Origin of the sequence: Macrococcus hajekii (assembly GCF_004359505.1) — a bacterium.
Lineage (GTDB): Bacteria > Bacillota > Bacilli > Staphylococcales > Staphylococcaceae > Macrococcus > Macrococcus hajekii.
On sequence record NZ_SCWE01000003.1, the window covers coordinates 164093 to 190250 of the forward strand.

At 37.0% G+C, this 26158-nt stretch carries 27 protein-coding genes and 1 riboswitch; of the genes, 15 read left to right on the top strand and 12 right to left on the bottom strand.

Going from position 1 to position 26158, the window contains the following annotated elements:
• Positions 1 to 18: 18 nt before the first annotated feature.
• Both ERX37_RS11715 and ERX37_RS08825 read right to left on the bottom strand, forming a co-directional pair.
• Complete coding sequence (locus ERX37_RS11715) at positions 19 to 486, bottom strand: methylated-DNA--[protein]-cysteine S-methyltransferase (protein ID WP_133430306.1); 468 nt, start codon at positions 484 to 486, stop codon at positions 19 to 21.
• The gene (locus ERX37_RS08825) at positions 479 to 907 is read right to left on the bottom strand and encodes a GNAT family N-acetyltransferase (RefSeq protein ID WP_133430307.1); all 429 of its coding nucleotides are present in this window, start codon (positions 905 to 907) and stop codon (positions 479 to 481) included. The genes ERX37_RS11715 and ERX37_RS08825 overlap by 8 nt, the downstream gene beginning before the upstream one ends.
• A gap of 82 nt (positions 908 to 989) precedes the next feature.
• Between ERX37_RS08825 and ERX37_RS08830 the strand changes: the two genes are divergently transcribed.
• Entirely contained in the window at positions 990 to 1688 is a 699-nt protein-coding gene (locus tag ERX37_RS08830; protein WP_208001687.1) for a type 1 glutamine amidotransferase domain-containing protein, read from the top strand.
• Between the two features lie 25 nt (positions 1689 to 1713).
• Here the strand turns inward: ERX37_RS08830 and ERX37_RS08835 are convergent, their stop codons facing one another.
• Positions 1714 to 2475, bottom strand: coding sequence for a C40 family peptidase (locus ERX37_RS08835; RefSeq protein WP_133430309.1), 762 nt, complete (start codon positions 2473 to 2475; stop codon positions 1714 to 1716).
• Between the two features lie 297 nt (positions 2476 to 2772).
• Entirely contained in the window at positions 2773 to 4218 is a 1446-nt protein-coding gene (locus ERX37_RS08840) for an NAD(P)H-binding protein (RefSeq protein ID WP_133430310.1), read from the bottom strand.
• Between the two features lie 159 nt (positions 4219 to 4377).
• Here ERX37_RS08840 and ERX37_RS08845 point away from each other — a divergent pair, with 159 nt between their 5' ends.
• From ERX37_RS08845 to ERX37_RS08855, 3 genes are all read left to right on the top strand, one after another.
• Complete coding sequence (locus ERX37_RS08845) at positions 4378 to 4860, top strand: DUF805 domain-containing protein (RefSeq protein WP_165982020.1); 483 nt, start codon at positions 4378 to 4380, stop codon at positions 4858 to 4860.
• 201 nt (positions 4861 to 5061) lie between these two features.
• Positions 5062 to 5295 (top strand): GNAT family N-acetyltransferase, encoded by a 234-nt coding sequence (locus ERX37_RS08850; protein ID WP_133430312.1) that lies wholly within the window; start codon positions 5062 to 5064, stop codon positions 5293 to 5295.
• Between the two features lie 85 nt (positions 5296 to 5380).
• On the top strand, positions 5381 to 5701 hold the full coding sequence (locus tag ERX37_RS08855; protein ID WP_133430313.1) for a hypothetical protein: 321 nt from the start codon (positions 5381 to 5383) through the stop codon (positions 5699 to 5701).
• A gap of 20 nt (positions 5702 to 5721) precedes the next feature.
• Here the strand turns inward: ERX37_RS08855 and mqo are convergent, their stop codons facing one another.
• The 3 genes from mqo to ERX37_RS08870 all read right to left on the bottom strand — a co-directional run bounded on the left by mqo (position 5722) and on the right by ERX37_RS08870 (position 9752).
• Positions 5722 to 7200: a malate dehydrogenase (quinone) gene (gene mqo, locus ERX37_RS08860; protein WP_133430314.1), complete on the bottom strand. Its 1479-nt coding sequence runs from the start codon at positions 7198 to 7200 to the stop codon at positions 5722 to 5724.
• A 145-nt stretch (positions 7201 to 7345) separates the two neighbouring features.
• Complete coding sequence (locus ERX37_RS08865; RefSeq protein WP_165982021.1) at positions 7346 to 8827, bottom strand: FAD-dependent oxidoreductase; 1482 nt, start codon at positions 8825 to 8827, stop codon at positions 7346 to 7348.
• 103 nt (positions 8828 to 8930) lie between these two features.
• Entirely contained in the window at positions 8931 to 9752 is an 822-nt protein-coding gene (locus tag ERX37_RS08870; RefSeq protein ID WP_133430316.1) for a MetQ/NlpA family ABC transporter substrate-binding protein, read from the bottom strand.
• Positions 9753 to 9829: 77 nt separating this feature from the next.
• Positions 9830 to 9931: riboswitch (SAM riboswitch) on the bottom strand.
• Between the two features lie 140 nt (positions 9932 to 10071).
• Between ERX37_RS08870 and rarD the strand changes: the two genes are divergently transcribed.
• Together rarD and ERX37_RS08880 are read left to right on the top strand one after the other, a co-directional pair.
• The gene (gene rarD / locus ERX37_RS08875) at positions 10072 to 10965 is read left to right on the top strand and encodes an EamA family transporter RarD (RefSeq protein WP_188352339.1); all 894 of its coding nucleotides are present in this window, start codon (positions 10072 to 10074) and stop codon (positions 10963 to 10965) included.
• Positions 10966 to 10988: 23 nt separating this feature from the next.
• Entirely contained in the window at positions 10989 to 12740 is a 1752-nt protein-coding gene (locus tag ERX37_RS08880; RefSeq protein ID WP_133430318.1) for a cation:proton antiporter, read from the top strand.
• A 315-nt stretch (positions 12741 to 13055) separates the two neighbouring features.
• Here the strand turns inward: ERX37_RS08880 and ERX37_RS08885 are convergent, their stop codons facing one another.
• Positions 13056 to 13679: a hypothetical protein gene (locus ERX37_RS08885; RefSeq protein WP_133430319.1), complete on the bottom strand. Its 624-nt coding sequence runs from the start codon at positions 13677 to 13679 to the stop codon at positions 13056 to 13058.
• A 516-nt stretch (positions 13680 to 14195) separates the two neighbouring features.
• On the bottom strand, positions 14196 to 14324 hold the full coding sequence (locus ERX37_RS11720) for a hypothetical protein (RefSeq protein WP_268234315.1): 129 nt from the start codon (positions 14322 to 14324) through the stop codon (positions 14196 to 14198).
• Positions 14325 to 14540: 216 nt separating this feature from the next.
• Between ERX37_RS11720 and ERX37_RS08890 the strand changes: the two genes are divergently transcribed.
• From ERX37_RS08890 to ERX37_RS08900, 3 genes are all read left to right on the top strand, one after another.
• A complete protein-coding gene (locus ERX37_RS08890) occupies positions 14541 to 16184 on the top strand; it encodes a peptide ABC transporter substrate-binding protein (protein ID WP_133430320.1) in 1644 nt (547 codons plus the stop codon).
• Positions 16185 to 16476: 292 nt separating this feature from the next.
• Entirely contained in the window at positions 16477 to 17952 is a 1476-nt protein-coding gene (locus ERX37_RS08895; protein WP_133430321.1) for a catalase, read from the top strand.
• 24 nt (positions 17953 to 17976) lie between these two features.
• Complete coding sequence (locus ERX37_RS08900) at positions 17977 to 18423, top strand: Dps family protein (RefSeq protein WP_133430322.1); 447 nt, start codon at positions 17977 to 17979, stop codon at positions 18421 to 18423.
• 74 nt (positions 18424 to 18497) lie between these two features.
• On the opposite strand, the gene ERX37_RS08905 is transcribed toward ERX37_RS08900, so the two are convergent.
• Positions 18498 to 19145, bottom strand: a complete 648-nt coding sequence (locus ERX37_RS08905) for an urease accessory protein UreD (RefSeq protein WP_133430323.1) — start codon at positions 19143 to 19145, stop codon at positions 18498 to 18500.
• Positions 19146 to 19337: 192 nt separating this feature from the next.
• Here ERX37_RS08905 and ERX37_RS08910 point away from each other — a divergent pair, with 192 nt between their 5' ends.
• Positions 19338 to 22469, top strand: a complete 3132-nt coding sequence (locus ERX37_RS08910; protein ID WP_188352335.1) for a DEAD/DEAH box helicase — start codon at positions 19338 to 19340, stop codon at positions 22467 to 22469.
• A 35-nt stretch (positions 22470 to 22504) separates the two neighbouring features.
• On the opposite strand, the gene ERX37_RS08915 is transcribed toward ERX37_RS08910, so the two are convergent.
• Entirely contained in the window at positions 22505 to 22711 is a 207-nt protein-coding gene (locus ERX37_RS08915) for a helix-turn-helix domain-containing protein (protein WP_133430324.1), read from the bottom strand.
• 11 nt (positions 22712 to 22722) lie between these two features.
• Positions 22723 to 23361, bottom strand: coding sequence for a DUF2975 domain-containing protein (locus tag ERX37_RS08920; RefSeq protein ID WP_133430325.1), 639 nt, complete (start codon positions 23359 to 23361; stop codon positions 22723 to 22725).
• A gap of 248 nt (positions 23362 to 23609) precedes the next feature.
• Between ERX37_RS08920 and ERX37_RS08925 the strand changes: the two genes are divergently transcribed.
• Genes ERX37_RS08925 through ERX37_RS08940 form a run of 5 tightly spaced genes read left to right on the top strand, consistent with a single transcriptional unit; the run spans position 23610 to position 26141 of the window.
• Positions 23610 to 23945 (top strand): PadR family transcriptional regulator, encoded by a 336-nt coding sequence (locus ERX37_RS08925; protein ID WP_133430326.1) that lies wholly within the window; start codon positions 23610 to 23612, stop codon positions 23943 to 23945.
• Positions 23938 to 24600, top strand: a complete 663-nt coding sequence (locus ERX37_RS08930; RefSeq protein WP_165982022.1) for a DUF1129 family protein — start codon at positions 23938 to 23940, stop codon at positions 24598 to 24600. Before ERX37_RS08925 ends, ERX37_RS08930 begins: the two co-directional genes overlap by 8 nt.
• A 4-nt stretch (positions 24601 to 24604) precedes the next feature.
• The gene (locus ERX37_RS08935; protein WP_133430328.1) at positions 24605 to 25276 is read left to right on the top strand and encodes a DUF1129 family protein; all 672 of its coding nucleotides are present in this window, start codon (positions 24605 to 24607) and stop codon (positions 25274 to 25276) included.
• Between the two features lie 12 nt (positions 25277 to 25288).
• Positions 25289 to 25462, top strand: a complete 174-nt coding sequence (locus ERX37_RS11445) for a hypothetical protein (protein WP_165982023.1) — start codon at positions 25289 to 25291, stop codon at positions 25460 to 25462.
• Entirely contained in the window at positions 25449 to 26141 is a 693-nt protein-coding gene (locus tag ERX37_RS08940; protein WP_165982024.1) for a DUF1129 family protein, read from the top strand. The genes ERX37_RS11445 and ERX37_RS08940 overlap by 14 nt, the downstream gene beginning before the upstream one ends.
• Positions 26142 to 26158 lie beyond the last annotated feature (17 nt).

The following is a 26158-nucleotide window of genomic DNA, read 5'->3' on the forward strand; positions in this document are numbered from 1 at the left end:
CCTTTTAATTTTAAGATTTTAATCAAAGTAAGGGATATGCTCTACATCGAGCAGTCTTCTTTTGAGATGCAGTCCACTCGAAAAACCGGTCAGTCTGCCATTCTTTCCTATAACCCGATGACAAGGCACAGCAATAAGTACAGGATTCCTGCCAATCGCACCCCCTACAGCCCGCACCGCTTTCGGTCGACCGATCTGACGTGCAATATCACCATACGTCACCGTCTCTCCGTATGGAATCGTCAGCAGTGCTTGCCATACATCCTGCTGGAACGGTGTGCCATCAAGATGAAATGACCAGTCAAAAGAAGACAGACTGCCTTCTGCATATGCTTTTATATCCGCAATATAGCGAGTATTTTGCAGATCAGCCTGTTCTCCGGTCACACTCCCCTCAACCTTATCATGACTTAATGAATAGACACCTTTATCAGTTGAACAAATGTGTACAGTCTCTCCGAAAAGTTCAAAAGAGCTGCTATACACGGGTTAACTCCATATCGACATGAGGAATCATATCTTCAAAATAAATAACAGAACGCACTTCAAATCCAAATGATCGGTAAAAATCAGCGAGATGCGCCTGTCCTTGTAACTTCACTGCGCGTGCCGGATAATGTTCATTGATATATTCCATACATGTTTTCATAAGTTCTCGTGCAAGCCCTTTCCCTCTGTACTTAGGATTAACAATCACACGACCGATAAATAAATCCTCTCTCTCTATTATCCGCGCATAGGCTTCTATTTCATCGGTGCCTTTAAAAATATGAATTGCACTTAAATCCTCATCATCTACTTCAGGATAAGCACACCGCTGTTCAACGATAAATGTATCAATCCGCAATTTCACAATATCAAACCATTGTTTTGTCGTTAATTCCTCAAACCGTTGAATATGCCACATCTTCCTCACCTCATACTTTTAATTATTTTACTATATCATGCGTGTAAATACGACTTTTTCGGGTAAAGACCAGTAAGGAGTGATAACGTTGAAAAAAATACTAGTTGTTTTAACTAATATAGAAAAATATGAAACGATCAACCGCGCAACAGGCCTGTGGTTAGGAGAAGCTGCACAATTTGTTGAAGTGGTTAAAGAAGCGGGTTATGAAACCGATTATGTCAGCCCTGCCGGCGGACTTGTACCTATCGACCCTGCCAGCTTAACATCAGCAGATGATATCGATTTCAAGTGGTATCATGATGCTGACTTTAAGCGTCATGCTCTAGCTGAAACCCTTAAGCCATCTGATATTAATCCTGAAGATTATGCTGCTATTTATTATACAGGTGGTCACGGAACAATGTGGGATTTCAAAGATAATATCGAGCTTCAGCAGATTGCCGAAAAAATTTATGAGCAAAACGGCTATGTAACAGGTGTCTGTCATGGTGTTGTTGGACTCGTCAACCTTCTTGATACGCAAACAGGAAAACGCCTGATTAAAGGGAAAAAGGTGACAGGTTTCAGTAATATGGAAGAAAAACTGAACCGTACAAAAAAACATGTACCTTTCTTAGCCGAAGATAGCTTAAAAGAAGCAGGCGCAAAATATAAATCTAAACGCCCAATGAAAGAACATGTACGTGTGGATGGACAGTTAATTACGGGACAGAACCCGCCTTCTGCCAAAAAAGTAGGACAAGAACTTGTGAAAGCACTAAAAAACCGGACATCTTAAGATGCCCGGTTTTGTCTTGTTTAAATTAGAAGCGGTAGTAACCTGTTACTGAACCACTGATGTATGATACTGCACGTTGTGCGATACCTTGTTGTGGGTTTAATGCATCGATCATTTGGCCGTTACCAATATAAACACCAACGTGAGAACCGCCGTTGAAGAATACTAAGTCACCAGGTTGTGGAGCTGATACTGGAGTACCTGCTGCCATTTGAGCGTAAGTAGTACGTGGGATTGATTTACCCATAGATGCTAATACTTGTTGAGCGAATGAAGAACAGTCAACAGCTGTTGCTGAGTTTCCACCATAAACATATGATTTACCTGCTGCTACACTGTTTGCAACTGCTGCTACATTGTTGTTTACTGCTGAAGTTGTAGCAACTGCTTTTTTAGCAACTGGTGCAACGGTCGTACGATCTAAGTTTGTGTTTGTAGTTGAATAATTAGATGTAGCTGCTGGTGCTGAGTAGTTAGTTGAGTAATTAGATGTAGTTACTGGCGCTGAGTAGTTAGTTGAGTAATTAGATGTAGTTACTGGCGCTGAATAGCTTGCTGCCGGCGCTGAGTAGTTAGATGTTGAATAGTTGTAACCATTTGAATAGTTGTAAGTTCTTGAACCATCTTGGTTGATTGTATAAGTGTAGCTATAAGATTGATTAGATGCTGGTGCTTGCTCTTGTGTTTGGTTTACTTCGTCTACTGTGTGAGCTGCTGCGTCTGCATGGTTAGCACCTAAAGTTGATAATCCTGCTAAAGTTGTTAAAGCTAATACTGTTTTTTTCATTATATATTTTCCTCCAGAAAATTCTTAAGTGAATTATTTTTTATTTAATGTATGATCAGGACTGATTTGTTTATCAGCTCTTTGCGATGAATTTATATTATCACTTATTTTTCTGGAATAGGGCGTTGTTATTTATTTGTTACATAAGTGATATGTTTAACATCAAAATATTACAGCGCTCATCTCACCATGTAATAATCAAAAAAACCACAACAAATCCTATAACAACAAGGATTGACGTGGTTGAAAACCTCTATTTTCATTCAATTATTTTCCATTTATATTACAAAGATAACATTAGACAGTAGTTGACTGCTGCCCTTTATCCATTAAATATGTCGAATCCAGAGTTTTTTCCAGAATCTTTGTCTCATATCCGAAGAGTGTCATTACGATTAAATGAACACGTGCTTGAGTAAGTTTATAAATTGCCCAAGGTAAGGTCGGCTCATATTCATGAATGGCAATGATACATTCATTCGTATCGAGGATTCGTCTGAATTCAAGTCGAGCTCTTCCCTCTTCACCATCTTTTACCTTCTTAGAGAATTTACCCCCTTTTATCATAAATAAAACACGATCTTCGTCTGTATAATCTTTATTTTTTTGTAAAATCAGAATAGGGTCTTTAAAAATCGGCAAGCTGATTGATAATGTATCACCCTCAATGGCTGTATTGATAAATGACATACCAATGCGTGACAACCAGTTCATATAGTAGTTAGCTGTCTGATCAATCGACCATGATTGAGGTATCGTAATACGTTGCACAGATTTCACATCACTTTTTTTCAGTGCTTCTCCGATTGTTTCTTTCTTCTTATCTTTCTTTTTACTGTCTTTATCTTCATCTAATGCAATCTTAATACTCTCTTCAAGTGGAGTGGGTGCATTAGTAATACCTTCAACATAGTTTTCTTTAGATGGAACCATGTCATGGACCAGACTATCAAGTAAAGGATAAACTAATTCTTTCGGTTCACCTGTCAGCAGACTGACAACCGGTTTTGTAATAGATACCGGAATGATAGGTAAATCTACCATCGGCAATTTTTTATTCATCACCTTTGCTGTCTCTTTAAACATGCCTTTGTAATCTGTTACATCATGATAAATATCAATTGATTCATTTTCTTCCGGATTTCGTTCAATGAGTTTAGCAAGCCCTTCAATTACATCCTTTAAAGCAACGGGTGCTGTCTTACTGTAGGCCCACTTAGGCAGCACGAGTGCAGGCAGACGTTCTGTCAGCTTTTTAAGTACAGGGAATGACGATCCTTTTGGACCAATGATAAGCCCGGCACGTAAAGTAGATACTGGCACCCCATATGAACCTAATATCTTTTCACACTCCAGACGGCTGCGCAGATGATCTGATAAATCCTGTGCATCTTCATGCGGCATAATACCACTCATAAAAATAATGTGCTTAACCCCTTTACTTTTAGCTGCACGTCCAAAGTTATCTGCTAGAATAGCATCCATGTCTACAAATGATGCTTGTGTAAGCTTTGCAGCTGGTTGCATTGAGTGGACAAGATAGATAGCAGTGTCCACGCCCTCCATCGCTTCCTCAACATCTTTGATGGCAAATAAGTCCACTTGCTTCCATTCAACATTCTCTTCATTTTCTTTATTTTTTGTACTGCGGGATGCTGCAACGATTTTATGATTTTCTTTAATCTTTTTCAGCAAGTTACCACCGATATAGCCAGATGCACCTGTCAACAATATCTTCTTCATCTATATCCCTCATTTTCATTAAGATGTTGAACTATACCCCGTACTAGCTTGTATATGTGATAATTCACCTTAAAGTTTTATTAAAAGTTCAACCGATAACTTTATTTCTAAATGAAGTATGCTATATTTTGAGAATAGAGAAAGAAAGTAGGCGTTATGATGATTGTAAGAATGTCTAACCTAGAAGCATATAAAAGATTTTGGACTGAAGCCTTTAATCTGCACGACCGTGCAAGACGTAAAGAATTCTGGGTTCCGTTCCTTATTCATACCTGTCTTTATACCATTGTTTCACTTATTGTCCTTCTATATTATAAAGTTAACGATAATCATATTTACATGACAGCTAATTTTGTGTTTTTTGCGGTGACCTGTATTCCGACCTTTTCTGTTTTCTTCAGAAGACTTCAAGATTTAAATATATCAGGCTGGTGGTATTTGATTATGCCATTCATCAAATTTATAGATGAACTTCCAAGCTACTTCATTTATGAAAACTTGCAGCTGACTATTGGATTTATGGGTATTATTGGTAAAGTTGTACTGCTCGTTGTGATGACATTTGATGGCACTGAAGGACCGAACCGTTTTGGACATGATCCAAAAGAAGTCATCGATGAATTGAATCCGAGGCAATACTAATGTATTTCATTCAAGAGATGACACAAGCAGATCAACAGGAAATTTTAAAATGGCGTTATACAGCACCCTATGAACGATATAATTTAACAGCTGATACATTTGAGCAAGAAGAACACTTTTATAGTGTATTCAGTAAGCCAGAATTAATCGGCATGCTTAAACTACATTATAATGAAGTAACTTGTTTTTTTAGGAATCGGTATGAACCCTGATTTAACGAATCAAAGTCATGGTCAAAAATTTGTGCAAGCAGCGATTGATTTCATTAGAAAACAGGGTTTTCAACATATTCGATTAGTCGTAGCTACATATAATGAACGTGCCATTAAAGTTTATGAACGCTGTGGATTTAAAGAAGCAGATTATGAATGGATCCTCGCTGGAGATGTGTTGGAAGAATTTGTAATAATAGAATATGGGGTGGAGAATAGATAAGTGAGAGTTCTAAGGAATTATCTCCACTTCTCTTCATGAACTGGCGCGCTTTACCATTTCTATTAATTAAAGGAGGGATTTTACCATGTCTCAACTCTGTGATTGTTCACATCTTACTCATATTAATGTATCAGCAGATTATGGAGCTGATCCGCTGTGGTGTGCAGCTTGTCACTTAAACCTTGATGCAGAGTCATTCACTCTTTCTGACTCGCTAGACGATGATTTATTTCGCTGGTCTAATCGCTATGGTCAGTGGCTCGATCTCGAAACGAATACCCTCATTCCAGAAGGTGCTGCACTAGAAACGAAACATAATGAAGAAGGACTGTTCCTTACTAAGCGTCTCCAACATGAATTACCTGCCTATCTTTTCACTTTCATACCTTCTATAGATACAAAATAAAAGCAGCCATTCGGCTGCTTTTATTGTTTAGGTATTAAATTCAGTGCTTCTGATACTTCCTGGTTCACTTTTTCGAACAATGCTTCATCGTCCCCTAATTTCTGTCCATATGAAGGAATGATATCTTTCAGACGTTCTTCAATATCCGGAATCTGATTATTAAAGCATTTAACTAGTACTTGTAACATAACATGCGCTGCAGTTGAAGCACCTGGTGAAGCACCAAGTAATGCTGCCACTGTACCATCCTGTGACGTGATCACTTCTGTACCAAACTGAAGTGTCCCTTTACCTTGATCTGTATCCTTGATGACCTGTACACGCTGTCCCGCTACAACTATATCCCAGTCTTCTGATTTTGCTTCAGGTACAAATTCACGTAGTTCTTCAATACGTTGTTCTTTGGACTGCATGACTTGTTCAATTAAGTATTGCGTCAGTTTCATTTCTTTTGCCCCAGCTGACAACATTGTAAGGAGGTTATTCGGTTTAACTGAACCAAATAGATCCAGATAAGAACCTGTTTTCAGGAACTTAGGTGAAAAACCGGCATAAGGACCGAATAATAAAGACTGCTCTCCGTCAATGTAGCGGGTATCTAAGTGAGGTACTGACATAGGTGGTGCACCGATTTTAGCTTTGCCATACACTTTGGCATGATGCTTTTTAACGATGTCTGGATTTTTACAGACGAGGAAAAGACCGCTGACCGGAAATCCTCCGACATGTTTGGATTCCGGAATATTTGTCTTTTGCAATAATGGCAAGCTATAGCCGCCCGCTCCGATGAATACGAAATCTGCATTATGATATTCCGTCTTTTTCATATCTTCATTGTATACTTTGACTTGCCAGCCGCCGCCTTGCACACGGTTCAAATCTTTAACTTCGTGGCGATAATTCATTTCCACACCTTGCTCAATCAAGATGTTAAATAAATCTTCAGTTAATTGACCGAAGTTGATATCAGTCCCTGACTCCATTCTAGTAATGGCCATTACTTCATTTGGATCACGTCCCTCCATCATAAGAGGAACCCACTGTTTCATCTCGTCTTTATCTTCAGTGATTTCCATACCTTTGAAAAGTGGATTGTCAGCTAATGTCTGGTAACGATTCTTGATAAAGCGAACATTATCCTCTCCGCTTACATAGCTTAAGTGAGGTACAGGCATAATAAAATTTTGAGGTTCTTTAAGAAGGCCTTTATTCACAAGATGTGCCCACAGTTGTTTAGATAACTGGAACTGTTCGTTGATATCAAGTGCTTTTGAGATATCAATATTGCCATCTTTATCTTCTTTAGTGTAATTCAATTCGCATAATGCAGAATGTCCAGTACCGGCATTATTCCATGCATTAGAACTTTCGAGACCAGGTTTATCCAGCTTCTCAAATACTCTGATATTTAGCTCAGGTTTCAATTCTTTTAACAGTATACCTAACGTCGCACTCATAATACCGCCACCAATTAAGATGACATCGGTTTTATTCGTCATGTTCTATTTCCTCCTACCCTTCTACTTGTTTTTCATTATACTCCTTTACATTTAAAGAAAAAAGTATGCGATTACATAATTAATACTTGTCCTCACATAAAAAAGTTCCGTGAATGGCTATCCACGAAACTTAGCTTTGTTCATATTAATTCAAATCTTTTGTTGCCGGTCCTTCCAGCACACAGCCATCTTGATCAAATCTTGAGCCGTGACAAGGGCAGTCCCATGTCCTCTCAGCATCATTGAACTTTACCACACAGCCGAGATGAGTACAGAACGGACTGACATGATGTTCATTTCCTTGTTTATCCTTATAAATCGCTGTCAGTTTACCTTCGATATTGAATATTCCACCTTCATCTACCTTTAATTCAGATGGATCAGTACGATGATCTTTCAGCGCTGCCGCTTCTCCTACTATCGCATCTTTAATCTGCTTACCGATTGCTTTGGCCTGATTGCCTAGTGTCTTGATTCGTGATGGCTCAAACAAGGATGCATAGTTATTTTCACGTCTGTTAATTAAATCTGTAAGAAGTTCCGCCGCAACTGCAGCACTTGCCATTCCGAATTTATTAAAGCCAGTGACAATAAAAAGATTCGGGTTCTGAGCATCATATGCACCGATTAAAGGCATTCTATCAACTGTCATCATATCTTGTGCCGACCAATTATCGGTCACATTACCTTTAAATACTTCAAACGCAAACTCGCTCAGTTTGTCATAAGCATCATCCATATGACTGACCGTTGCTGTAATATGATTCTCTCCACCCACTAATACACCGATTCCATTATTAGTATGATAATGTCTCAATGACCGCTTAGGTTCATCAACAGTCTGAAACATACCGACAGGAATATTCATTCCTTCAGCTGCCACAATATAAGAACGTTCAATCTGGAGCTCAGAAATATAATTATTTTTTATGTTAATAAGAGGAAAATGAGTAGCGACTATCACTTTCTGAAAATCAATCGTCTTTTCTTGATCTGTGACTGCCTGCACTTTATTAATATCTGTAATTAATGTCTCCTCATAAAACTTAACGCCGAGGTTAACACAGGCTTCCACCATTCCAGACAGAAACTTGACTGGATGAAATTGTGCCTGATTAGGCATTTCGAGTGCTAACGTATTTTTAACAGGTAATTTTAACCCTTGTTCATGTAGTTCTGATTTGATGCCCAGTTTTTCATAAGCTTCATATTCTTTTCGAATTGCCTCTTCATTACGACCATCAGTTAACTGCGTACTGGATATTTTCTCAAAGTCACAGTCAATCTGATATTGCTTAACAAGTGTTTCAATTGCCTGGATACCATCCATTTGCGATTGATAGAATAACCGTGTTTTATCTTCACCTTGATTTTCCAGCATCTCCTGATACATAAGATGATGCTGCGCCGTAATCTTAGCCGTCGTATTAGCAGTTGTTTCCTGTACAAGTTTACGCCCTTCAGCAAGCACCACTTTGTGTCCGGCTTCAGCCAGTCGATAAGCAGCTAAAATACCTGCTATCCCCCCGCCCACAACTAGAATTTCAGTACGAATATTCTGGTCCAGCTTAGTAAAGTCAGTAATTGCAGCAGATTTAGTCCAATAAGAAATATTTTCTTTTTTCATGAATAATCCCTCCCTCTCTTTCTTTGCTATACCCTTTTTACATGAAAATACCATTTATCTTTGTAAAATAAAATAGACATTGAGCAGCTGCTCAATGTCTTCTTTACTTACCATCATACGGAATAACATCTTGTCCAAATTCTTTTGTGATATATGCTTTCATATCATCTGATTGCAGTACTTTAATTAAGTCCTGGAACTTCTTATCATTTTTATGTCCTTCCTGAACAGCAAGGATATTGGCAAATGGTGAAGACTTCCCTTCAAGTGCAATCGCATCTTTATGCGGGATGATACCATTGTCTATCGCATAGTTGGAGTTCATGATCACTGCAGCACCTTCACCGTTTTTGTATGTTTTCGGTAGAAACTCTGCACTTTGCTTATTGTTGAATTTCAGATTCTTTTTGTTCTCAATGACATCTGTGAACTTGGCGTCTTCAATTTTCACACCTTCTTTAAGCTTAATAACACCTTCATTAACGAAGAATGACAGGAAGCGTCCTTCTTCAGCAGGATTACTGGATACGAAGATTTCAGCACCGTCTGGAATATCACTCAGTTTTTTGTACTTCTTGCTGTATACGCCCATCGGTGTCGTGAAGACTTTTCCGACTTCTTCTATTTTATAGCCGTGTGTTTTTTTCTCGGCATTTAGATAAGGGATGTGCTGGAACAGGTTAGCATCAACGTCACCTTCGTCGAGTAGTTTATTCGGTACTTTATAATCATTAACAATTTTAACTTCAACATCATAACCTTTTTTCTTCATCTCTTCTGCTGCATGCTTCACTATTTCACCGTGCGGCGTCGGGGATGCTGCGACGACAATTTTATTACTTTCTTCTTTAGCACTTGACGCACCACATCCCGCAAGTGAAGCTGATAATACAATAGCCCCTAATAAACCTAATCCTTTTTTCATAACAGTTTCCTCCTCAAAATTAACTTCAACAATAAAAAATACTTTCTCCATCAAAAAATAGAGAAAGTATCAGCTTCCTCTCATCTTCTAAAGCAATCGCTTTATGTGAATTAGCACCATGTCGTCTGACTGGTTGCCGGGCTTCGCAGGGCACATCCCTCCGCCACTCTGGATAAGAGTTCATTATTAAATTAGTATTATCTTATCAAGCTGAAAATCCACTGTAAATATCAGATTATTAAAAATATTAAATCATTTATATTTAAGACAATTTCATTATTTTCTGACAATGTGTCTGCTATGATATGAAAGAGGTGAAATTATGTCTGAACAACAAAAAGGTATGATCTATGCAGCACTCAGTTATATGATCTGGGGTGTGCTACCGCTTTACTGGAAGCTCATAGATACTATCAATCCATATGAAATACTTGCACATCGTATTATCTGGTCTCTTGCTTTTATGATTTTTCTAATTATAGTTTTGCGCAAGACAACAGAATTCACCGTGCAGACAAAGCGTTTATTCAAGGAACCTAAACAGACGCTGAGTTTATTTACCGCTGCGCTCGTTATAGCCATCAACTGGGGGCTGTTTATATGGGCTGTTTCGAATGGACACGTGATGCAGGCCAGTCTCGGCTACTATATTAATCCACTGATGAGTATTCTGCTGGGTCTCTTCTTCATGAAAGAGCGTTATTCTAATGTCGAATGGATTGCCATCGCATTGGCAGCAGCTGGTGTTTTATTTATGACGTTTTCACTAGGTGTATTCCCCTATATTTCCGTGATGCTTGCGGCTTCATTCGCGGTGTACGGGCTGCTGAAAAAGAATATCCGTATTGATGCCATGTATACTATACTTCTGGAGTGCTTATTTACTCTACCTTTTGCACTCATCGGTATTATTTACTTGAGAAGTGCGAATATGAGTCATTTCGGTCTCAATCAGGATAGCTTTACATTACTCTTTTCGGGCGCACTGACTGCTATTCCACTTATTTTATTCACTGCAGGTGCCCGGCGTATTCCATTATCACTTATTGGATTCTTGCAATATATCGGACCTACACTGATGTTATTGCAAAGTGTTTTTCTGTTCAACGAAGCATTCACACTTACGCATCTCGTGACCTTCAGTTTAATATGGGCAGGACTACTCTTATATAGTTCATCCAAAATCATCGCCTATAGAAGGCGCACTCGTTAAATAATCTATCAGGAGGTCAACGCGTGAACTTTGAAATTCCTCTTACTCTAATGGTATCTCTTATATTAGCACTTGCTATTTTCAGTCAATGGCTCGCCAGTATTCTGAAATGGCCGGCCATCGTACTGATGGCCATTGCGGGCTTATTGATAGGTCCGCTTCTCGGACTCTTTAACCCGCAGGAAATAATGGGTGACGATGTCTACCGCACGATTGTCTCCTTTTCAGTCGCCATTATTTTATTTGAAGGGAGCAGCAATCTAGATATTCGTGAACTAAGATCTATCTCAATCGCCACTAAGCGTATATTGCTGATTAGTTCTATCATCGGCCTTGTACTGGGTACAGTGGCTCTGCATTATATCGTCGATTTACCCTGGGCTATCGCTCTAGTACTCGGCAGCCTCTTTATTGTTACAGGCCCTACCGTTATTCAGCCCCTCCTTAAACAGGCTAAAGTTAAATCGACTGTTGATTCCATTTTAAGATGGGAAAGTATTATCCTGGATCCGATAGGTCCCATTATTGCTCTTTTATTTTTCTATATTTATCAATCTTTTAATGTTAAGAGTTTACTGGCTTTTGGTGCTGGTATAGGTTTCGCAGCCGTTCTTGGTGTAATAGCAGGATTATTGTTTAAAGAAATGATTTATAAAGATAAAATTTCTCAGGAGCTCATGGCACCGATCCAGTTTGTATTTATTTTTCTGATTTTTGCACTCAGTAATACCGTTCTACATGAGTCAGGACTTTTGGCAGTTACTATTTTTGGCTTAATGATGGCCCGTGCTAAGCGAGAACATCTTATTTTCCACGAGTCCAATCATTTTATTGATCAGCTTGCTCTCATCTGTGTCTCAACGGTCTTTGTTCTTATTACAGCTTCATTGACCACTGACATGTTACGCTCTATATTGTCCTGGCAGGTTTTATTGTTTGTCATCCTGATGATTTTTATCATTCGACCTTTAGCTATCTTTATTTCAACCGTTAACACCGAAATTTCATTTAAAGAAAAGGCACTTGTTTCTTTCGTCGCGCCACGTGGAATTGTAGCACTGACTGTCGCAGAATTTTTTGCAAGTAAGTTTCAGCAAACAGATTTAGCAATGATTGATATGATTTTACCAATTACCTTTGCCTTTTCATTTATATCAGTCGTCATATACGGCTTCAGCTTCAGTCCTTTCAGCAAACGTCTGGATCTATCCAGCACTGAACCAGAAGGTGTTATCTTAATCGGAGATAATCAGTTTTCCGTCACGCTGGCAAAACAGATTAAATCTCATGGTATTCCAGTGATGATAGCAGACGTCCTTTCAAGTGGCCCCGTTAAACCTGAAGATGGTATTGAACGGTACCGTGGAAATATATTATCTGAAAAAGACCGCCTGCATGCTGATTTGATCCGATTTAATAAGTGTCTGATTATCACACCATCTTTAACTTTCAATATGATGGCATTTGATATTCTCGCTGAAGAGTTCGGCTTAAAATCGGTTTATATGCTGCAATCTGACAGCGAAAAGGCTAATGAACAACTGAACACCTATATGCATGCCCATATACTCTTTGGTGATAAAGGGTTAAGGGATCTTAATAAGCTAGTCAGCAATCAAAATATTGATGAAATAGAGGCATCTGCCTATAATCAATTATCAGATGATACACTGGTACTCTACTACATCGATGCCAATAATGAAATTTCATTTAAAAGTAAGACACATGACCTTAACTTAAATGATGAAGGTATCATAGGTGTGATAAAACAATAAGAGAGACGCTGACTCACACTCAACGTCTCTCTTATTTTCTGTCTTGCATCATTGTACGAATGAAGAGGATAGTTAGTACTGCTACCAACAACAAGATATGCCAGGATTCAGCGAGCACTTTCAGAGTATCCATCAAACTTAGATCTGTATTCAACTGAGACGTTTCGGGCTTAGGTTGAACTTTATCGCCATCCTTCGTCGTTCGCTCAGCATAGATCAGCAACCGTTCATGACCAGATGGCGTGCAGGTCAGCAGTGTAATGATATCTTTTCCTTTGTCGTTGTGTAATTACGTAATTTCTGAGTGGTAATGGTTTAGTCAATAGCCCTTCCATTGTTATCATACGTTCTTACATAATTAAATATATACGTCGTCGCCGTTGATGGTACACTCTGTTTCTGAACCATCTCATTCGTCAATGTGTTGACAAGATAAATGATAGTGTCCGGTGCTGTTACATCAACTGGAACCTTCTGATAATCAAGCTGTCCTGTTACTTCTTTCAGCTGATAGACAACATCAGATGATTGAATAGGTGCCTCGCTGCTCGTCGTTTCAGCTGTCAAACGATAATTTGATGACTGGTCAATAATATATGTCTTAAGGTTCACTGTATATGCTTGAGTCAAACCATTAATCTTCAATCGGTAGATAGATTGACTACCGTCAGGTTGCGAGACCTCAATTCTCTGTTCTTTGAAAGCTGCATTTAGAGCAGGTAAATCGATTTGATGAGCACCTTGCAGTTTTAAAGTGACGACATCTTTCGACAAATTATTCGACAGTTTATTGATATCAAGTTGCCAGTTAATTTCGGAGTTATTATGAGAAGTTTCAAGTAATTTAATAATGTTTTCGTTATCAGCAGTCGATGTTGTCATATCAGCGTAAGCTGCCCGTAAGACTGAATTGATAACAACTGACAATGTTATTAACATAAATAAAACTTTCTTTTTAGATGATTAATCGTCTTCGCCCCCCTTTCTTATGAGTTTTGTAGACTTAATATTAACCTCTTTTAAAAAAATGGCAATCGTTATTTTTATTAACTTTTCCACCTGTCTAGTCATATTTAATCAACTCTCAAATAAATAGTTATTATAATATAACTATTTTTTATAAACCATTTTTATCCAGCCTTAGAGCTCTAGCGCTTTTAGTTTCAAGTATTAGTATTCGACATTTAATTGTTATTTTCGACATAGTACGACAAATTGTTTATCACTTCTTATCATCGCAAAGTCACAACAAAAAAACCCATACATCCTAGGATGTATGGGTTTAAAAACTACTATTTTTATCATTAGAAGTATCATCATGCCCCGCGCCAGCCTCTCTTGAATCATCACCAGCATTAGAGTCATTTAACTTATCATTTAAATAATCTTATCCTTGCTTCTTTAAATCGTCAAATTTCATTATTGACAATTCCTTCTATAATAAAATGTATAGATTTAGATGAAATTCTTCTTTTCAACTTCTTCAGTGTTTTCGTTCTGTTGCTCAGCAGCTGCGTCCTGCTCAAAACGTTTTTCTACACGTTCTTCTTTAACTTCTTCTACATTTTTGTTTTCTTCTGTCATAACAGCCTCCTATTATAGATGTGATATTTATATTTACCCGCGAGAGATTATTCTAAACTTTTTTCACTATTTGAGATGATGTCTCTCCTCCTTATTGTAATTTAGTCAAATAAATGAATAAAGATTCAAAATAATACTTGTATTTATATTTCGCTAAGTTATAATGAGTTTAATATTCTGAAAATTCAATTATTTTAAACATATGGGGGTCTGGCTATGAAAAAAGGATATGCATTGCTCGCATCATTAATGACAGTATCAGGATTAGCTGCTTGTTCAACTTCAGAGAAAGACAGTAAAAATAACGATACTTCTGCTGATGGTAAACTCAAGCAGGAGCTTAAGCTGATGTCTATTTCAGATATTCCGACACTTGATACTTCTCTTGCTACTGATATGGTTGCATTCAACGTGATGAATCAGACCATGGAAGGACTTTATATGCTGGATGATAAGGATAAAGCTACGCCTGGTGTTGCTATAGGAGAACCTGAGAAATCAAAGGACGGTAAGACATGGACAATTAAACTTAGAGAAGATGCTAAGTGGTCGAACGGGGATCCTGTTACTGCTGATGACTTTGTCTATTCATGGAGACGTACGCTTAATCCTGCTACTGGTGCAGAATATGCATATATTATGTATGACGTAAAAAATGCTGAAGATGTCAATCTCGGTAAGAAAAAACCTGAAGAGTTGGGTGTAAAAGCGCTGGATGCTCATACTTTGCAGATTGAACTTAATACAAACGTGCCCTACTTCCAGGAGCTACTGGCTTTTGGAACTTTCTATCCTCAGAATCAGAAGTTCGTTGAAAAAGAAGGAAACAATTACGGTGTTACTGCAGATTCAACCTTATATAATGGTCCTTTTATACTGTCCGAATGGAATGTTGAGAAAAATTATGTACTGACACCTAATAAACATTACTGGGATAAAGATAAAGTCAAACTTAAAAAAATTGATTATCAAGTGGTCAAGGATCAGCAGACTGCCGCTAATCTATATTCAACAGGTTCACTAGATATAACACAACTAGCAGCGGAGCAGGTCAGCAAATACAAGAATGAGAAAGGGTTTGATGCGCAGCTTGAAGCTCGGACATATTTTATGCGCTTCAATCAGGATAAAGTACCTGATTTAAAGAATAAGAATCTACGTCTTGCTCTTGCGAAGTCATTTGATAAGGCAAGCTATGTGCATACACTACTAAACAATGGTTCAAAAGCAACAGATGTACTGACACCTGCAGAATTCGTTTCCGGTCCAGATGGCAAGGATTATGTTGAGGGTGTGAAATCTCCGCTGAATTATGATAAAGAAGAAGCGAAAAAGTATTATGAACAAGCAAAAAAAGAACTTGGCAAAGATTCATTCTCATTCGAATACTTGACATATGATCAGGATACAGCAAAGAAAGATGCCGAATATGTGAAAGAACAGATCGAAACGAATCTGCCAGGCGTTAAGTTGACCATTAAACAGCAGCCATTTAAGCAGAAACTGAAACTGGAAGCTGATCAAAATTACGAAATTTCGTTTGGACGCTGGGGTGCAGACTATCCGGATCCAATGACGTATGTTGATCTCTTCCTGACTGACGCAACAAACAACGAAACCGGCTGGTCCAATAAGGAGTTTGATCAGCTTGTTCATGACTCAAAAGGAAAACTGCTGGATAATCCAGAAAAACGCTGGACTTCATTACAGCAAGCAGAAACTATTTTACTCGAGGATGCTGCTATCGCACCTGTTTATCAGAGCGGTATGGCTCGTCTTGTAAATCCGAAAATTAAAGGAATGGTTCTTCATAAATTTGCCGGAGATACTTCTTTAAAGGAAGCTTATTTAGAAGAATGATAATGGCCGTCTACAGTTTGCTGTAGGCGGCTATTGTTTTGATTTTCACATGTTAGTAACTTCTTACAATTCTTCTCTTACCTTTGGAAGTCTACTTAATGTGGATTTGTACGCGTTTCATCTGGCATCTCCCTACTTTCATTACATTACCACTAATCAACTTCAATAAATTTCAAAGCCATTAAACCATCATCTGCCCCATTTCAAATGAATCAGATTATAATTATTATAAAAAGGTTGAATTATATTTCTATTTAAATTAGAATAATTATAAATAAGGAGGGAATATGAAATGACTAACGATAATAATAAAAAATTAAGAGGACTATTCGGTGCACCTGTTGGAGACCGGGAAAATTCCATGACAGCAGGTCCGCGTGGTCCATTACTCATGCAGGATATCTACTTCCTCGAACAGATGGCACACTTTGACCGTGAAGTGATTCCTGAACGTCGTATGCACGCTAAAGGATCTGGAGCATACGGGACGTTCACAGTAACACATGACATTACACAATTTACGAATGCTAAGATTTTCTCAGAAATCGGTAAGCAGACTGAGATGTTTGCACGATTCTCTACTGTTGCTGGTGAACGCGGTGCTGCTGAAGCAGAACGTGATATCCGTGGCTTTGCTCTTAAGTTCTACACTGAAGAAGGCAACTGGGATCTGGTCGGCAACAATACACCCGTCTTCTTCTTCCGTGACCCTAAACTATTCGCCAGCCTGAACCACGTTGTTAAACGGGATCCAAAAACGAACATGCATAACCCTGAAAGCAACTGGGACTTCTGGACTGCTTTACCTGAAGCACTGCACCAGGTGACCATTCTGATGTCAGATAGAGGCATCCCAAAAGGTTTCCGTCATATGCACGGATTCGGTTCACATACATATAGTATGTATAATGATAACGGGGAACGTGTTTGGGTCAAATTCCATTTTAGAACACAGCAAGGCATTGAGAATTTTACAGCTGATGAAGCAGAACAAGTCATCGCGCGTGACCGTGAATCTAGTCAACGTGATCTATTTAATGCAATCGAAGAAGGTAATTTCCCGAAATGGAAGATGTATATTCAGGTCATGACCGATGAGCAAGCAAAAAATCATAAGGACAACCCATTTGATCTGACAAAAGTCTGGTTCAAAGATGAATATCCTCTAATTCCAGTCGGTGAATTCGAACTGAACCGTAACCCCGAGAACTATTTTGCTGAAGTTGAACAGGCAGCATTTGCTCCGACGAATATCATTCCAGGTATCGACTTCTCACCTGACAAAATGTTACAAGGCCGCCTCTTCTCATACGGCGATGCACAGCGTTACCGTCTCGGTGTCAACCACTTCCAGATTCCTGTCAACTCACCTAAAGCAGTAACAGGTGGCTGTCCCTTCTCAAGAGATGGGCAGATGCGAATCGACGGCAACCTAGGATCACATACAAACTATTATCCAAATAAGTACGGTGATCATCAGGATGATCCACGCTATAAGAAACCAGCACTTGAACTGGACGGTGCTGCTTACGAATGGAACTTCCGTGAAGACGACGATAACTATTTCGAACAACCAGGTAAGCTGTTCAATATCCTGACATCAGATGAGCAGCAACGTCTATTTGATAACACAGCTAGAGAAATGTCACCCGTTTCAGATGAAATAAAACACCGCCATATTAAACACTGTTATAAAGCAGATCCTAAGTATGGCCAAGGTATTGCATCAGCACTAGGTATTGATATTAATAACGTTAATTTAGACTAATTTAATTGAAAAGGATGCTCATATATGACTAATCAAGAACAAGTACATCGCTCACTCAATCAACAAATCGCGGACTGGACAGTCCTTTACACGAAACTGCATAACTTTCACTGGTACGTTAAAGGGCCTACTTTCTTTGTATTGCACGCGAAGTTTGAAGAACTTTATACACAGGCAGCAACGTATATCGATGAACTCGCAGAACGTCTGCTTGCAATTGGCGGACATCCGGTAGCTACTTTAACAGAATCACTTGAATTGTCTGCCATTAAAGAAGCTAAACAAAAACTCTCAGCAGAAGATATGGTTTCTGAATTATCTCATGACTTCAATCAAATCATCAGCGAACTGAAAAAAGGACAGCAGCAGGCAGAAGATGCTCATGATGATATGACAGCGGATATATTCCTCAGTATGATTACAGACCTTGAGAAACATAACTGGATGCTGCAATCTTATTTAAATGAATAATATATAAATAATAAAAAGAGACCTGAATTAATTTTCATTAATTCAGGTCTCTTTTCTTTTAACCTATTAATTTATTAATATTTTCTCAAGAACGGCACTGGTCGCTGATAATGCTGATCATTAATATATTGCTGAACCTTCAATAGTATGTGCTCAATATCATACGTACGGTTACCGAGTATTCTAAGTGTAAAACCGTTGATGGTCATCATACTAATACCGAAACGTATGTCTCTATCCTCACCTTTAATCATCTCTACAAGATCATCAAGTAAAGTCTGATTAATTTCAGGATGAATAAAGTAACATGAACCTAGATGTGTATAGCCTTCCATAAAACCAATATCACCGATTTCATGTTCATGTGGTATCAGCTTCATATTATCGTATAGCACTAGTTCTTTGTCGACATAAATTTCGTTTAACAGGTGCAGCTGTTTATAACTGAAATCTTTTGCTTCACTATCATAGCCGGGCGTCAATATATCTGTATAGAACATCGTACTAGTCGGTGTCAGATTGAAGATATTCTGCTGATAGTAATCAGCATCTTTGTAAGCAATAATAGGATCTGCTACATATTCAAAATAGGTATCGGCACCTAAATCAAATGTCTGATACTGCTTCACACAATCTTTAAGTGTCTTGTAGATTTTAGTTGCACCTTGAGTAGTCAGCGATAAAGAGGCTTGCTCTTCAAAAGTAAAAAGACATGAGAAAATTGTTTTGTAAAAATGTTCACAAAAGAGTTATTATATTAAGAATTATATTGGATATTATAATATAAGATATTTTGAAACTGTTTCATTACAGTGGATTGTATCTATAATCCTTACTATATCTTTTTATTCTTTATATTTAATAAATTTAATGTCACAATACATATTAAAGTTACTCATTTTAAGGAGGCTTATATGGATAAAATAAAAAATACACTATCTGCATGGCTCATCATAGAAGCTCTTCAACCTGGAGAAATTAAAAATACTGAAAAGTATTTAGAAAAAGAATTTTTTAAAAATCTTGTTAAACAAAAACAAGTAATAGGTGCAGACAGTTATAATCCTATCTGGGAAAATGAAAATTATATCATTTCAGAAACCAAATCCATACAGTATCAGCAACATTTTAAGTTTTATCGTTATGCATTTTATTACTATCAGATTCATGATTATTTTGAAAAACTGAATCCCAATCAATACAAAGAAGAAATATATAATAAATCAAAAAAGTTATGTTTCAGTTACTCATTTGAAGTGAATCATGAAGGAAAAATTAATATGGACACCTTTCATGTTCCTCTGCTGATGTATGTACTTAAAGCAACAAAACAAAATATTCATTCAGAAATCAATAGTGATTATGAAAAGACATTTAATCAGTTTAAAGAGCGAGCACTAGAAATAATAGCAGATGATATTTTAACCTTAGATAAATTGAAAAAATTAGACATGGCTTATTCAAAATTCTTTTATGTCTTTCAGTCTCAAGCGCCATCTACGCATTACATCAGCACTGAGTACATTAAACAGGATCAAGAAAAATTATCTGAATTCAACAGCTTCTTTATTCAAGATATAGAAAAAGCGCGTAACTCTCCTAACCAAACATTAAAATATTATATAGAAGGAAAAAATGAAAATGAAAGAATAAATGTAGATGAAAACAGACAATATATCGAATCTATATTATCTCCAGATTACTTACCTGACGGAAGATGGCCATCATTAGTTGAGCATCGTCTCTCTCTTATGCAGCAAGTTGCTGTTAATCAGATTATACAATCAGATAATCCAATTAGCTCTGTCAATGGACCTCCAGGAACAGGTAAAACTACTTTGTTAAAAGATATTTTCGCTCACTTAGTAGTTGAAAGGGCAAAAGTAATTACTAATTATTCCTCACCCTATAAAGCTTTTACTAAAGTGAAAGTAAACCCTATGGATCAGCATGATATCCCTGTAATTGATTCTGCACTCACTCATTTCAAAATGGTAGTGTCTTCAAGTAATAATGGTGCTGTCGAAAATATTTCCAAAGATTTACCTAAAATTTCAGAGATTATAAGACCTTTAGAGATCCCAGAGAACCCTACAGAGGAGGAACTAATAAAACTAAATTTTGAGCAAGAACTCCATAAATACACAAAAGAATTATCAGATCTCTCATCTATCTCTTCAGAATTAATCAATGAAGAGTCATGGGGTCTATTCTCAGGAGTATTCGGCCGTACCAATAATATCAATAAAGTCGTTGATATTTTAATAGAGAGTAATGAAAATAATACAGATACTAATAAATTAACTGCTATCTTAAATAAACTATCTCGTTCAACTAATATTTATAATGAGTTTTTAAAACAAAAATCTGATTTCCAGCAAACATTGGATAAAATTACAGCGATAAAAAAAGATATTAATGAAGATAAACAAACTTATGTATCCTTAAATAGAAGGATTAATGATATAAAAATCTTAAACTCTAAATATTTAGATTCGTTAAATAAACAACAAAATATCATTCAGACTATTAATTCATTAAAAACAGATAGTAAGCACTTGAACCAAAGACTCCATAATTTACAGGAGAGAATTGATACGCTTGAAATCCTTATCATCTCCGAAGAAAGTAAGCAAAAAAATAATTTTTTAAAGAGTCTTTTTGGGAGACAGAAGAATATCACAAACAATCCTCTGATTGAAGATAGAAATTCTCTGTTACTTGAAAAAAAAAGTTTGCTAACCGAAATAGATGAATTGGAAAAATCATTAATTATTAATGAAGACTCTTTAATGCAAAATGAGATAGAAATTGATCAGTTGCAGAAGGAATCTAATGAAGCTGATCAATTAACTAAGCAGATAGCAGTTATAAAGAATAAATATATTATACCTGATGAAAGTTTTTGGGCAGATGATAATTATGATGAACGTCAATGCAGCCTTCCTTGGGTCACAGATGAATTACAACACTACAGAGGATTATTATTTGTTCAAGCTATGATTTTACATCAGACGATTCTGATTGCTAATCATTCTAAGGTTCTTACTATTCTTAAAGATTTTAAAAATCGTAGGAGTTATCTGGATACTGCGCCACTTAAAGTAGAAAATGCTTGGAATTTAATACATTTAATTTTCCCGGTCATTAGTACTACTTTTGCTAGCTTCGGCAATATGTATCGGACAATGCCAAAAGATTTCATTGACTATTTATTCATAGATGAAGCAGGTCAAGCAGTTCCACAAGCAGCTGTCGGAGCTCTTTATAGAAGCAAAAAAGCTATTGTGGTAGGGGATCCTATCCAAATAGAACCTGTAGTTACTATTGATGATTATCTTCTTCAATTAATCAGAAAAACTTATCAACTTCCAGAAACCATTATTGATAAAGATGTATCAGTACAAACATTGGCTGATCTTTCAAATCCATATGGTTACTATAAAGAAAATGAAGAAAATAAAGTATGGAACGGTATACCCCTTTGGGTTCATCGTCGATGTTTAAACCCAATGTTTACAATAGCAAATGAGATTGCCTATGAAGGGAAAATGGTTTTACCTAGTTACTTTGATACCTCAGGAAAAGTAAAATGGATCGATGAAAAGGGTTCTGCTGTCAGTAAACAGTACGTTAAAGAACAAGGAGATAAGCTAGTAGAACTTCTCATAGAAGATTGGAAAAATACTGAATCTCTGCCAAATGTATATATTATTTCACCATTTTCAGAAGTTAAAGATAAGTTGAAAATAAAGGTACAAACTGAACTTAATAAACACTTAAATATCGATAAAAAGATAATTAAGTCATGGGTTAAGGAATCAATTGGAACTGTTCATACTTTCCAAGGTAAAGAAGCTGACAAAGTCTACTTTGTCACTGGCACAGATGAAACTCAAAATGGAGCGATAAACTGGTCATGTTCCAAACCAAATCTCATAAACGTGGCTGTGACTCGAGCTAAAAAAGAATTTTATATTATCGGCGATAAGTCACGTATTAGTCACCTCCCTTACTATAAAACAATTAATCAAAATACAAATTAATAGATTGGCTGAGTTATTTCTCAGCCAATCTATTATTATTCATTGTCTTGATACTCAAGTATATCTCCCGGCTGACATTCGAGTGCCTTACAAATGGCTTCCAATGTCGAGAAACGCACTGCTTTCACTTTTCCAGTTTTCAAGTTGGATAAGTTTGCGACACTGATGTCGACTTGTTCTGCCAGTTCATTCAACTTGACTTTCCGGTCGGCCATCACCCGGTCTAATCTGACTATAATCATATTCTCACTTCCTAAACCGTCGCGTCATATTCTTCTTGCAGAAACGCACCGTATTTAAAGGCTCTGCCGATAAACCATATTGTAATCGCAATGAGCACAGTATTCCAGTCGAATGTCAGCAATTGATATTTCGTTGAAGCAATAACGTTATGTTCTAATAAAAACTGATCGAGATTCGTACCTTTCATCATCAGCATACCAATTAATGAAATCATCGTCTGAAATGTATGACCTAAAACAAGTACGAGCCAAGCAATACTTTCGATAAAATTTCCATTGTTTTTATGGAAGAACTGATCCTGCTTAAATGCTTTAATCAGTTTGCGTGCTAACCAGACAATGGTAAGTGTTAATGCTAAGTTAAACAGTCCGACCATTAAAACTATTAATAGTAAATTCTTATCCACTGCTAGATGTCCCTGCAGATACTCATTCGCAAATTGATAGGATGTATTACCTATCGAGAAAGTGAGTTTTGTATTCTCCGCTTTCAACAATTGATTGATAGCCGCTTCACTTTGAGTCGATAAATAGATGGTTATACCTAATACAACAATAAAACCAAATGATATGAGTCCAACAGCAATCATATAGAGCACATCGAGAACTTTTAGTAGACCTCTGAATTTACTAGCTTCATTTTGATTCATAACTATCTTCCTCTCTTTTCAAGATAATCTTATTATAAATCACATATTATCATATTACAATATTTAATTATCGATTAACGATAATTATTTTATAATAAATAACAAATAAAATATATATGATATTTTTTAAGAAAATAATCATTTGACATCTAATTCCATATTTTCTATACTATACTTAACTACTTTGCATTACAAAGTAGTTTTTTTACTCCACACTACCTTGTATTACAAACTAGAGAGGTGAAGCGATGAGTATCAGAACTCAGCTCCTGAAAGGACTGCTGGATGCTTGCGTCCTGTCCATTATTAAAGAAAAAGAAATTTATGGTTACGAGCTCTCACAGAAACTGCTGGACTCTGGTCTCGGTAATATTAGTGAAGGAACAATATATCCCGTTCTTCTCCGCTTACAGAAGAAAGAACTGATCACTAGTGAGATGCGTGAAAGTGAACTAGGTCCTAAACGAAAATATTATTTCATTACCGCTCAAGGTATACAGGCACTCGATGAAATGATAGAAGAATGGAATACAATACAGGGACCGATTACGGAATTACTGAATGGAGGACAAACATTTGAATGAGTTTAATGCGATGAACTTAGATTACATGCGTAAAACAAAATATTTAAACGGCAGCAATAAAGCTGCTTTTATGGCAGTCGCTAATTATGTCAGATTCTCTTATACCAAATCTGAGCGTGATGCACATGTCATTTTGTCCGATATGCTCGATCATTTAATTGAAGCTCAAGAAAACGGAACGCAGACTGCAGATTTCTTCGGTGATGATTATCAAGCATTTGCACAGGAAATAACGGCTGAGCTACCTGACGAAAGTCGTTACAAAATGCTGTATCATTTTCTCTTCATTCTTGTTCTAAATTTAGGCAGCGTCACACTCGCTTATGGTGTAGGAGATTTAATCAAGCTTCTTGCTACAGGGACCCACCTAAGATTTCCACTTATCTCGCTCATCATCAGTTGCACTGTATTTGTAGTTACTGTCAGTCTTCTTACTTTTTTTATGATAATAACTGCTAGGAACAATACATCTAAAACGTTAAAAACTAAACTAATCATTTATCTGTTAGTCTTTTTAATGTTAATGGTTCCTTTGTTATTCTTTATCTTTTTCCCGATCGGCTCTATTATGAGTTTTAAATATTATTATGCAATTCCGTCAGGTATTATCTTGTTCGTTTTAGCACGTTACTTTTATAAAAAGATGAGTAGGTGATTATATGCATACAACAGAACTTCTCGGTAAAGAAATTGAAAATAAAGAAAAACAGATGAATATAGATTTTTACAATGACTTCTCTTCCATTAGACGCTATATCATGACTGACTTTTCATTATCACATCATCAGTCATTAGAACTACTGAATGAATTAGCAGATCATATTTTAGAGAGCCAGTCTAATGGCGCCACTGCACAAGAGTTTTTTGGTGATAATCTGGAACTCTATGCGAATGAATTAGTAGAAGAACTTCCTACGGAGAAGACATTTTTTAAGCTATCCGTCATTGGTTATGCCGTATTTAATGTATTAGGTTTATTATTTCTTTTGATGATGATAGTTGAATTATTTGTCACCTTTACAAGCAGTGGACACTTTGAATTTTATCCTGTTGCGTTAATCGTCAGCGTCGCTACATTTTTGTTTGGAGTATTAGGAAGCTTGTTTATCCTTCTAAAGTTTTCACATGTGGAGGAATTTAAGGACCGTAAATATAACCTTTTGAAAGAATTGCCTATCTATGCTGCTGGAGGAATAACCATATTGGGTTCACAGATGATTTTTAAGAACATGGATGTGGGTCCGAAGACTCATCTCAACTGGTATATGTACATAGTTCTGGCCCTTATCGCTGTTGTCATCGGATACCTGTGTTCCAATAAAGCCGACTAGGAGGATAATGAAATGAAATTGGGTTCTATGTCTATTACTATGGGAATTTCTTACGCGATAATGATGAGTGTTATATTTTATCAGAGTATGGGGATATCTGGAATCGCAATAGGCTTGATGTTTGGTCTTTCGATGGCGATGGCCTTTAATACAGATGAAAAGGAGGAAGAAGATGAAGACAAGTGAATTGATAGAACTGAATAACGAGAAGAGAGAATTACTGACTAAGGAAAATATGAGAGAGTATGATAAAGTACTCATCTATCTTCGCTTAGAATGGCGTCTAAGCACTCTTGCTACTGAAGAACTGCTGAATGATTTGCTCGATCATCTACTGGAAGCCCAGCAGAAAGGAATAACAACTGAAGAGTTCTTTGGAGATGATACAGAATTATTTGCAAAAGACCTTATAGCAGAACTGCCTAAAGAAAGCAGACGTAATACAACTGCACTGCTTAGCATTCTCACTATCATGCCTTTAGGCTCTATATTATTTATTCATGGTCTAGTAGACTTGATTGCTTCATTTTTCATTGATCCAAAACCTGTTGATGTGGGGTCATTTATTGTCAGTTATCTATTGTTAATTACCTCATTCTTGCTCATGCTGAATTACGTCATCCGATACTTCCAGAAAGACGAAATGGCGGCAACAGGTAAAGCTTCTACTAAAAAGCGTGTGCTGCAGTTTATTAATCTTTATTTATTGAGCGGTATTGTCTTTGCACTATTCATTATACCTTTGATTTTTCTTCATACACCCTTCGTCTATAACATGCCGGGGTATATCAGCATGATAGCGGGTGGACTCATTCTTACCATCATGTATGGTATCTATAAATTTCATGACTCTTCACCTAACTAGTAGAACATGACCATTTT

Bases quoted from the DNA above. Each gene is read 5' to 3' on its own strand.
- ERX37_RS08825 (WP_133430307.1), bottom strand. From the start codon at position 907: ATGTGGCATATTCAACGGTTTGAGGAATTAACGACAAAACAATGGTTT.
- ERX37_RS08835 (WP_133430309.1), bottom strand. From the start codon at position 2,475: ATGAAAAAAACAGTATTAGCTTTAACAACTTTAGCAGGATTATCAACT.
- ERX37_RS08840 (WP_133430310.1), bottom strand. From the start codon at position 4,218: ATGAAGAAGATATTGTTGACAGGTGCATCTGGCTATATCGGTGGTAAC.
- ERX37_RS08845 (WP_165982020.1), top strand. From the start codon at position 4,378: ATGATTGTAAGAATGTCTAACCTAGAAGCATATAAAAGATTTTGGACT.
- ERX37_RS08850 (WP_133430312.1), top strand. From the start codon at position 5,062: ATGAACCCTGATTTAACGAATCAAAGTCATGGTCAAAAATTTGTGCAA.
- ERX37_RS08855 (WP_133430313.1), top strand. From the start codon at position 5,381: ATGTCTCAACTCTGTGATTGTTCACATCTTACTCATATTAATGTATCA.
- mqo (WP_133430314.1), bottom strand. From the start codon at position 7,200: ATGACGAATAAAACCGATGTCATCTTAATTGGTGGCGGTATTATGAGT.
- ERX37_RS08865 (WP_165982021.1), bottom strand. From the start codon at position 8,827: ATGAAAAAAGAAAATATTTCTTATTGGACTAAATCTGCTGCAATTACT.
- ERX37_RS08870 (WP_133430316.1), bottom strand. From the start codon at position 9,752: ATGAAAAAAGGATTAGGTTTATTAGGGGCTATTGTATTATCAGCTTCA.
- ERX37_RS08885 (WP_133430319.1), bottom strand. From the start codon at position 13,679: ATGTTAATAACATTGTCAGTTGTTATCAATTCAGTCTTACGGGCAGCT.
- ERX37_RS11720 (WP_268234315.1), bottom strand. From the start codon at position 14,324: ATGACAGAAGAAAACAAAAATGTAGAAGAAGTTAAAGAAGAACGTGTA.
- ERX37_RS08890 (WP_133430320.1), top strand. From the start codon at position 14,541: ATGAAAAAAGGATATGCATTGCTCGCATCATTAATGACAGTATCAGGA.
- ERX37_RS08895 (WP_133430321.1), top strand. From the start codon at position 16,477: ATGACTAACGATAATAATAAAAAATTAAGAGGACTATTCGGTGCACCT.
- ERX37_RS08900 (WP_133430322.1), top strand. From the start codon at position 17,977: ATGACTAATCAAGAACAAGTACATCGCTCACTCAATCAACAAATCGCG.
- ERX37_RS08910 (WP_188352335.1), top strand. From the start codon at position 19,338: ATGGATAAAATAAAAAATACACTATCTGCATGGCTCATCATAGAAGCT.
- ERX37_RS08915 (WP_133430324.1), bottom strand. From the start codon at position 22,711: ATGATTATAGTCAGATTAGACCGGGTGATGGCCGACCGGAAAGTCAAG.
- ERX37_RS08920 (WP_133430325.1), bottom strand. From the start codon at position 23,361: ATGAATCAAAATGAAGCTAGTAAATTCAGAGGTCTACTAAAAGTTCTC.
- ERX37_RS08925 (WP_133430326.1), top strand. From the start codon at position 23,610: ATGAGTATCAGAACTCAGCTCCTGAAAGGACTGCTGGATGCTTGCGTC.
- ERX37_RS08935 (WP_133430328.1), top strand. From the start codon at position 24,605: ATGCATACAACAGAACTTCTCGGTAAAGAAATTGAAAATAAAGAAAAA.
- ERX37_RS11445 (WP_165982023.1), top strand. From the start codon at position 25,289: ATGAAATTGGGTTCTATGTCTATTACTATGGGAATTTCTTACGCGATA.
- ERX37_RS08940 (WP_165982024.1), top strand. From the start codon at position 25,449: ATGAAGACAAGTGAATTGATAGAACTGAATAACGAGAAGAGAGAATTA.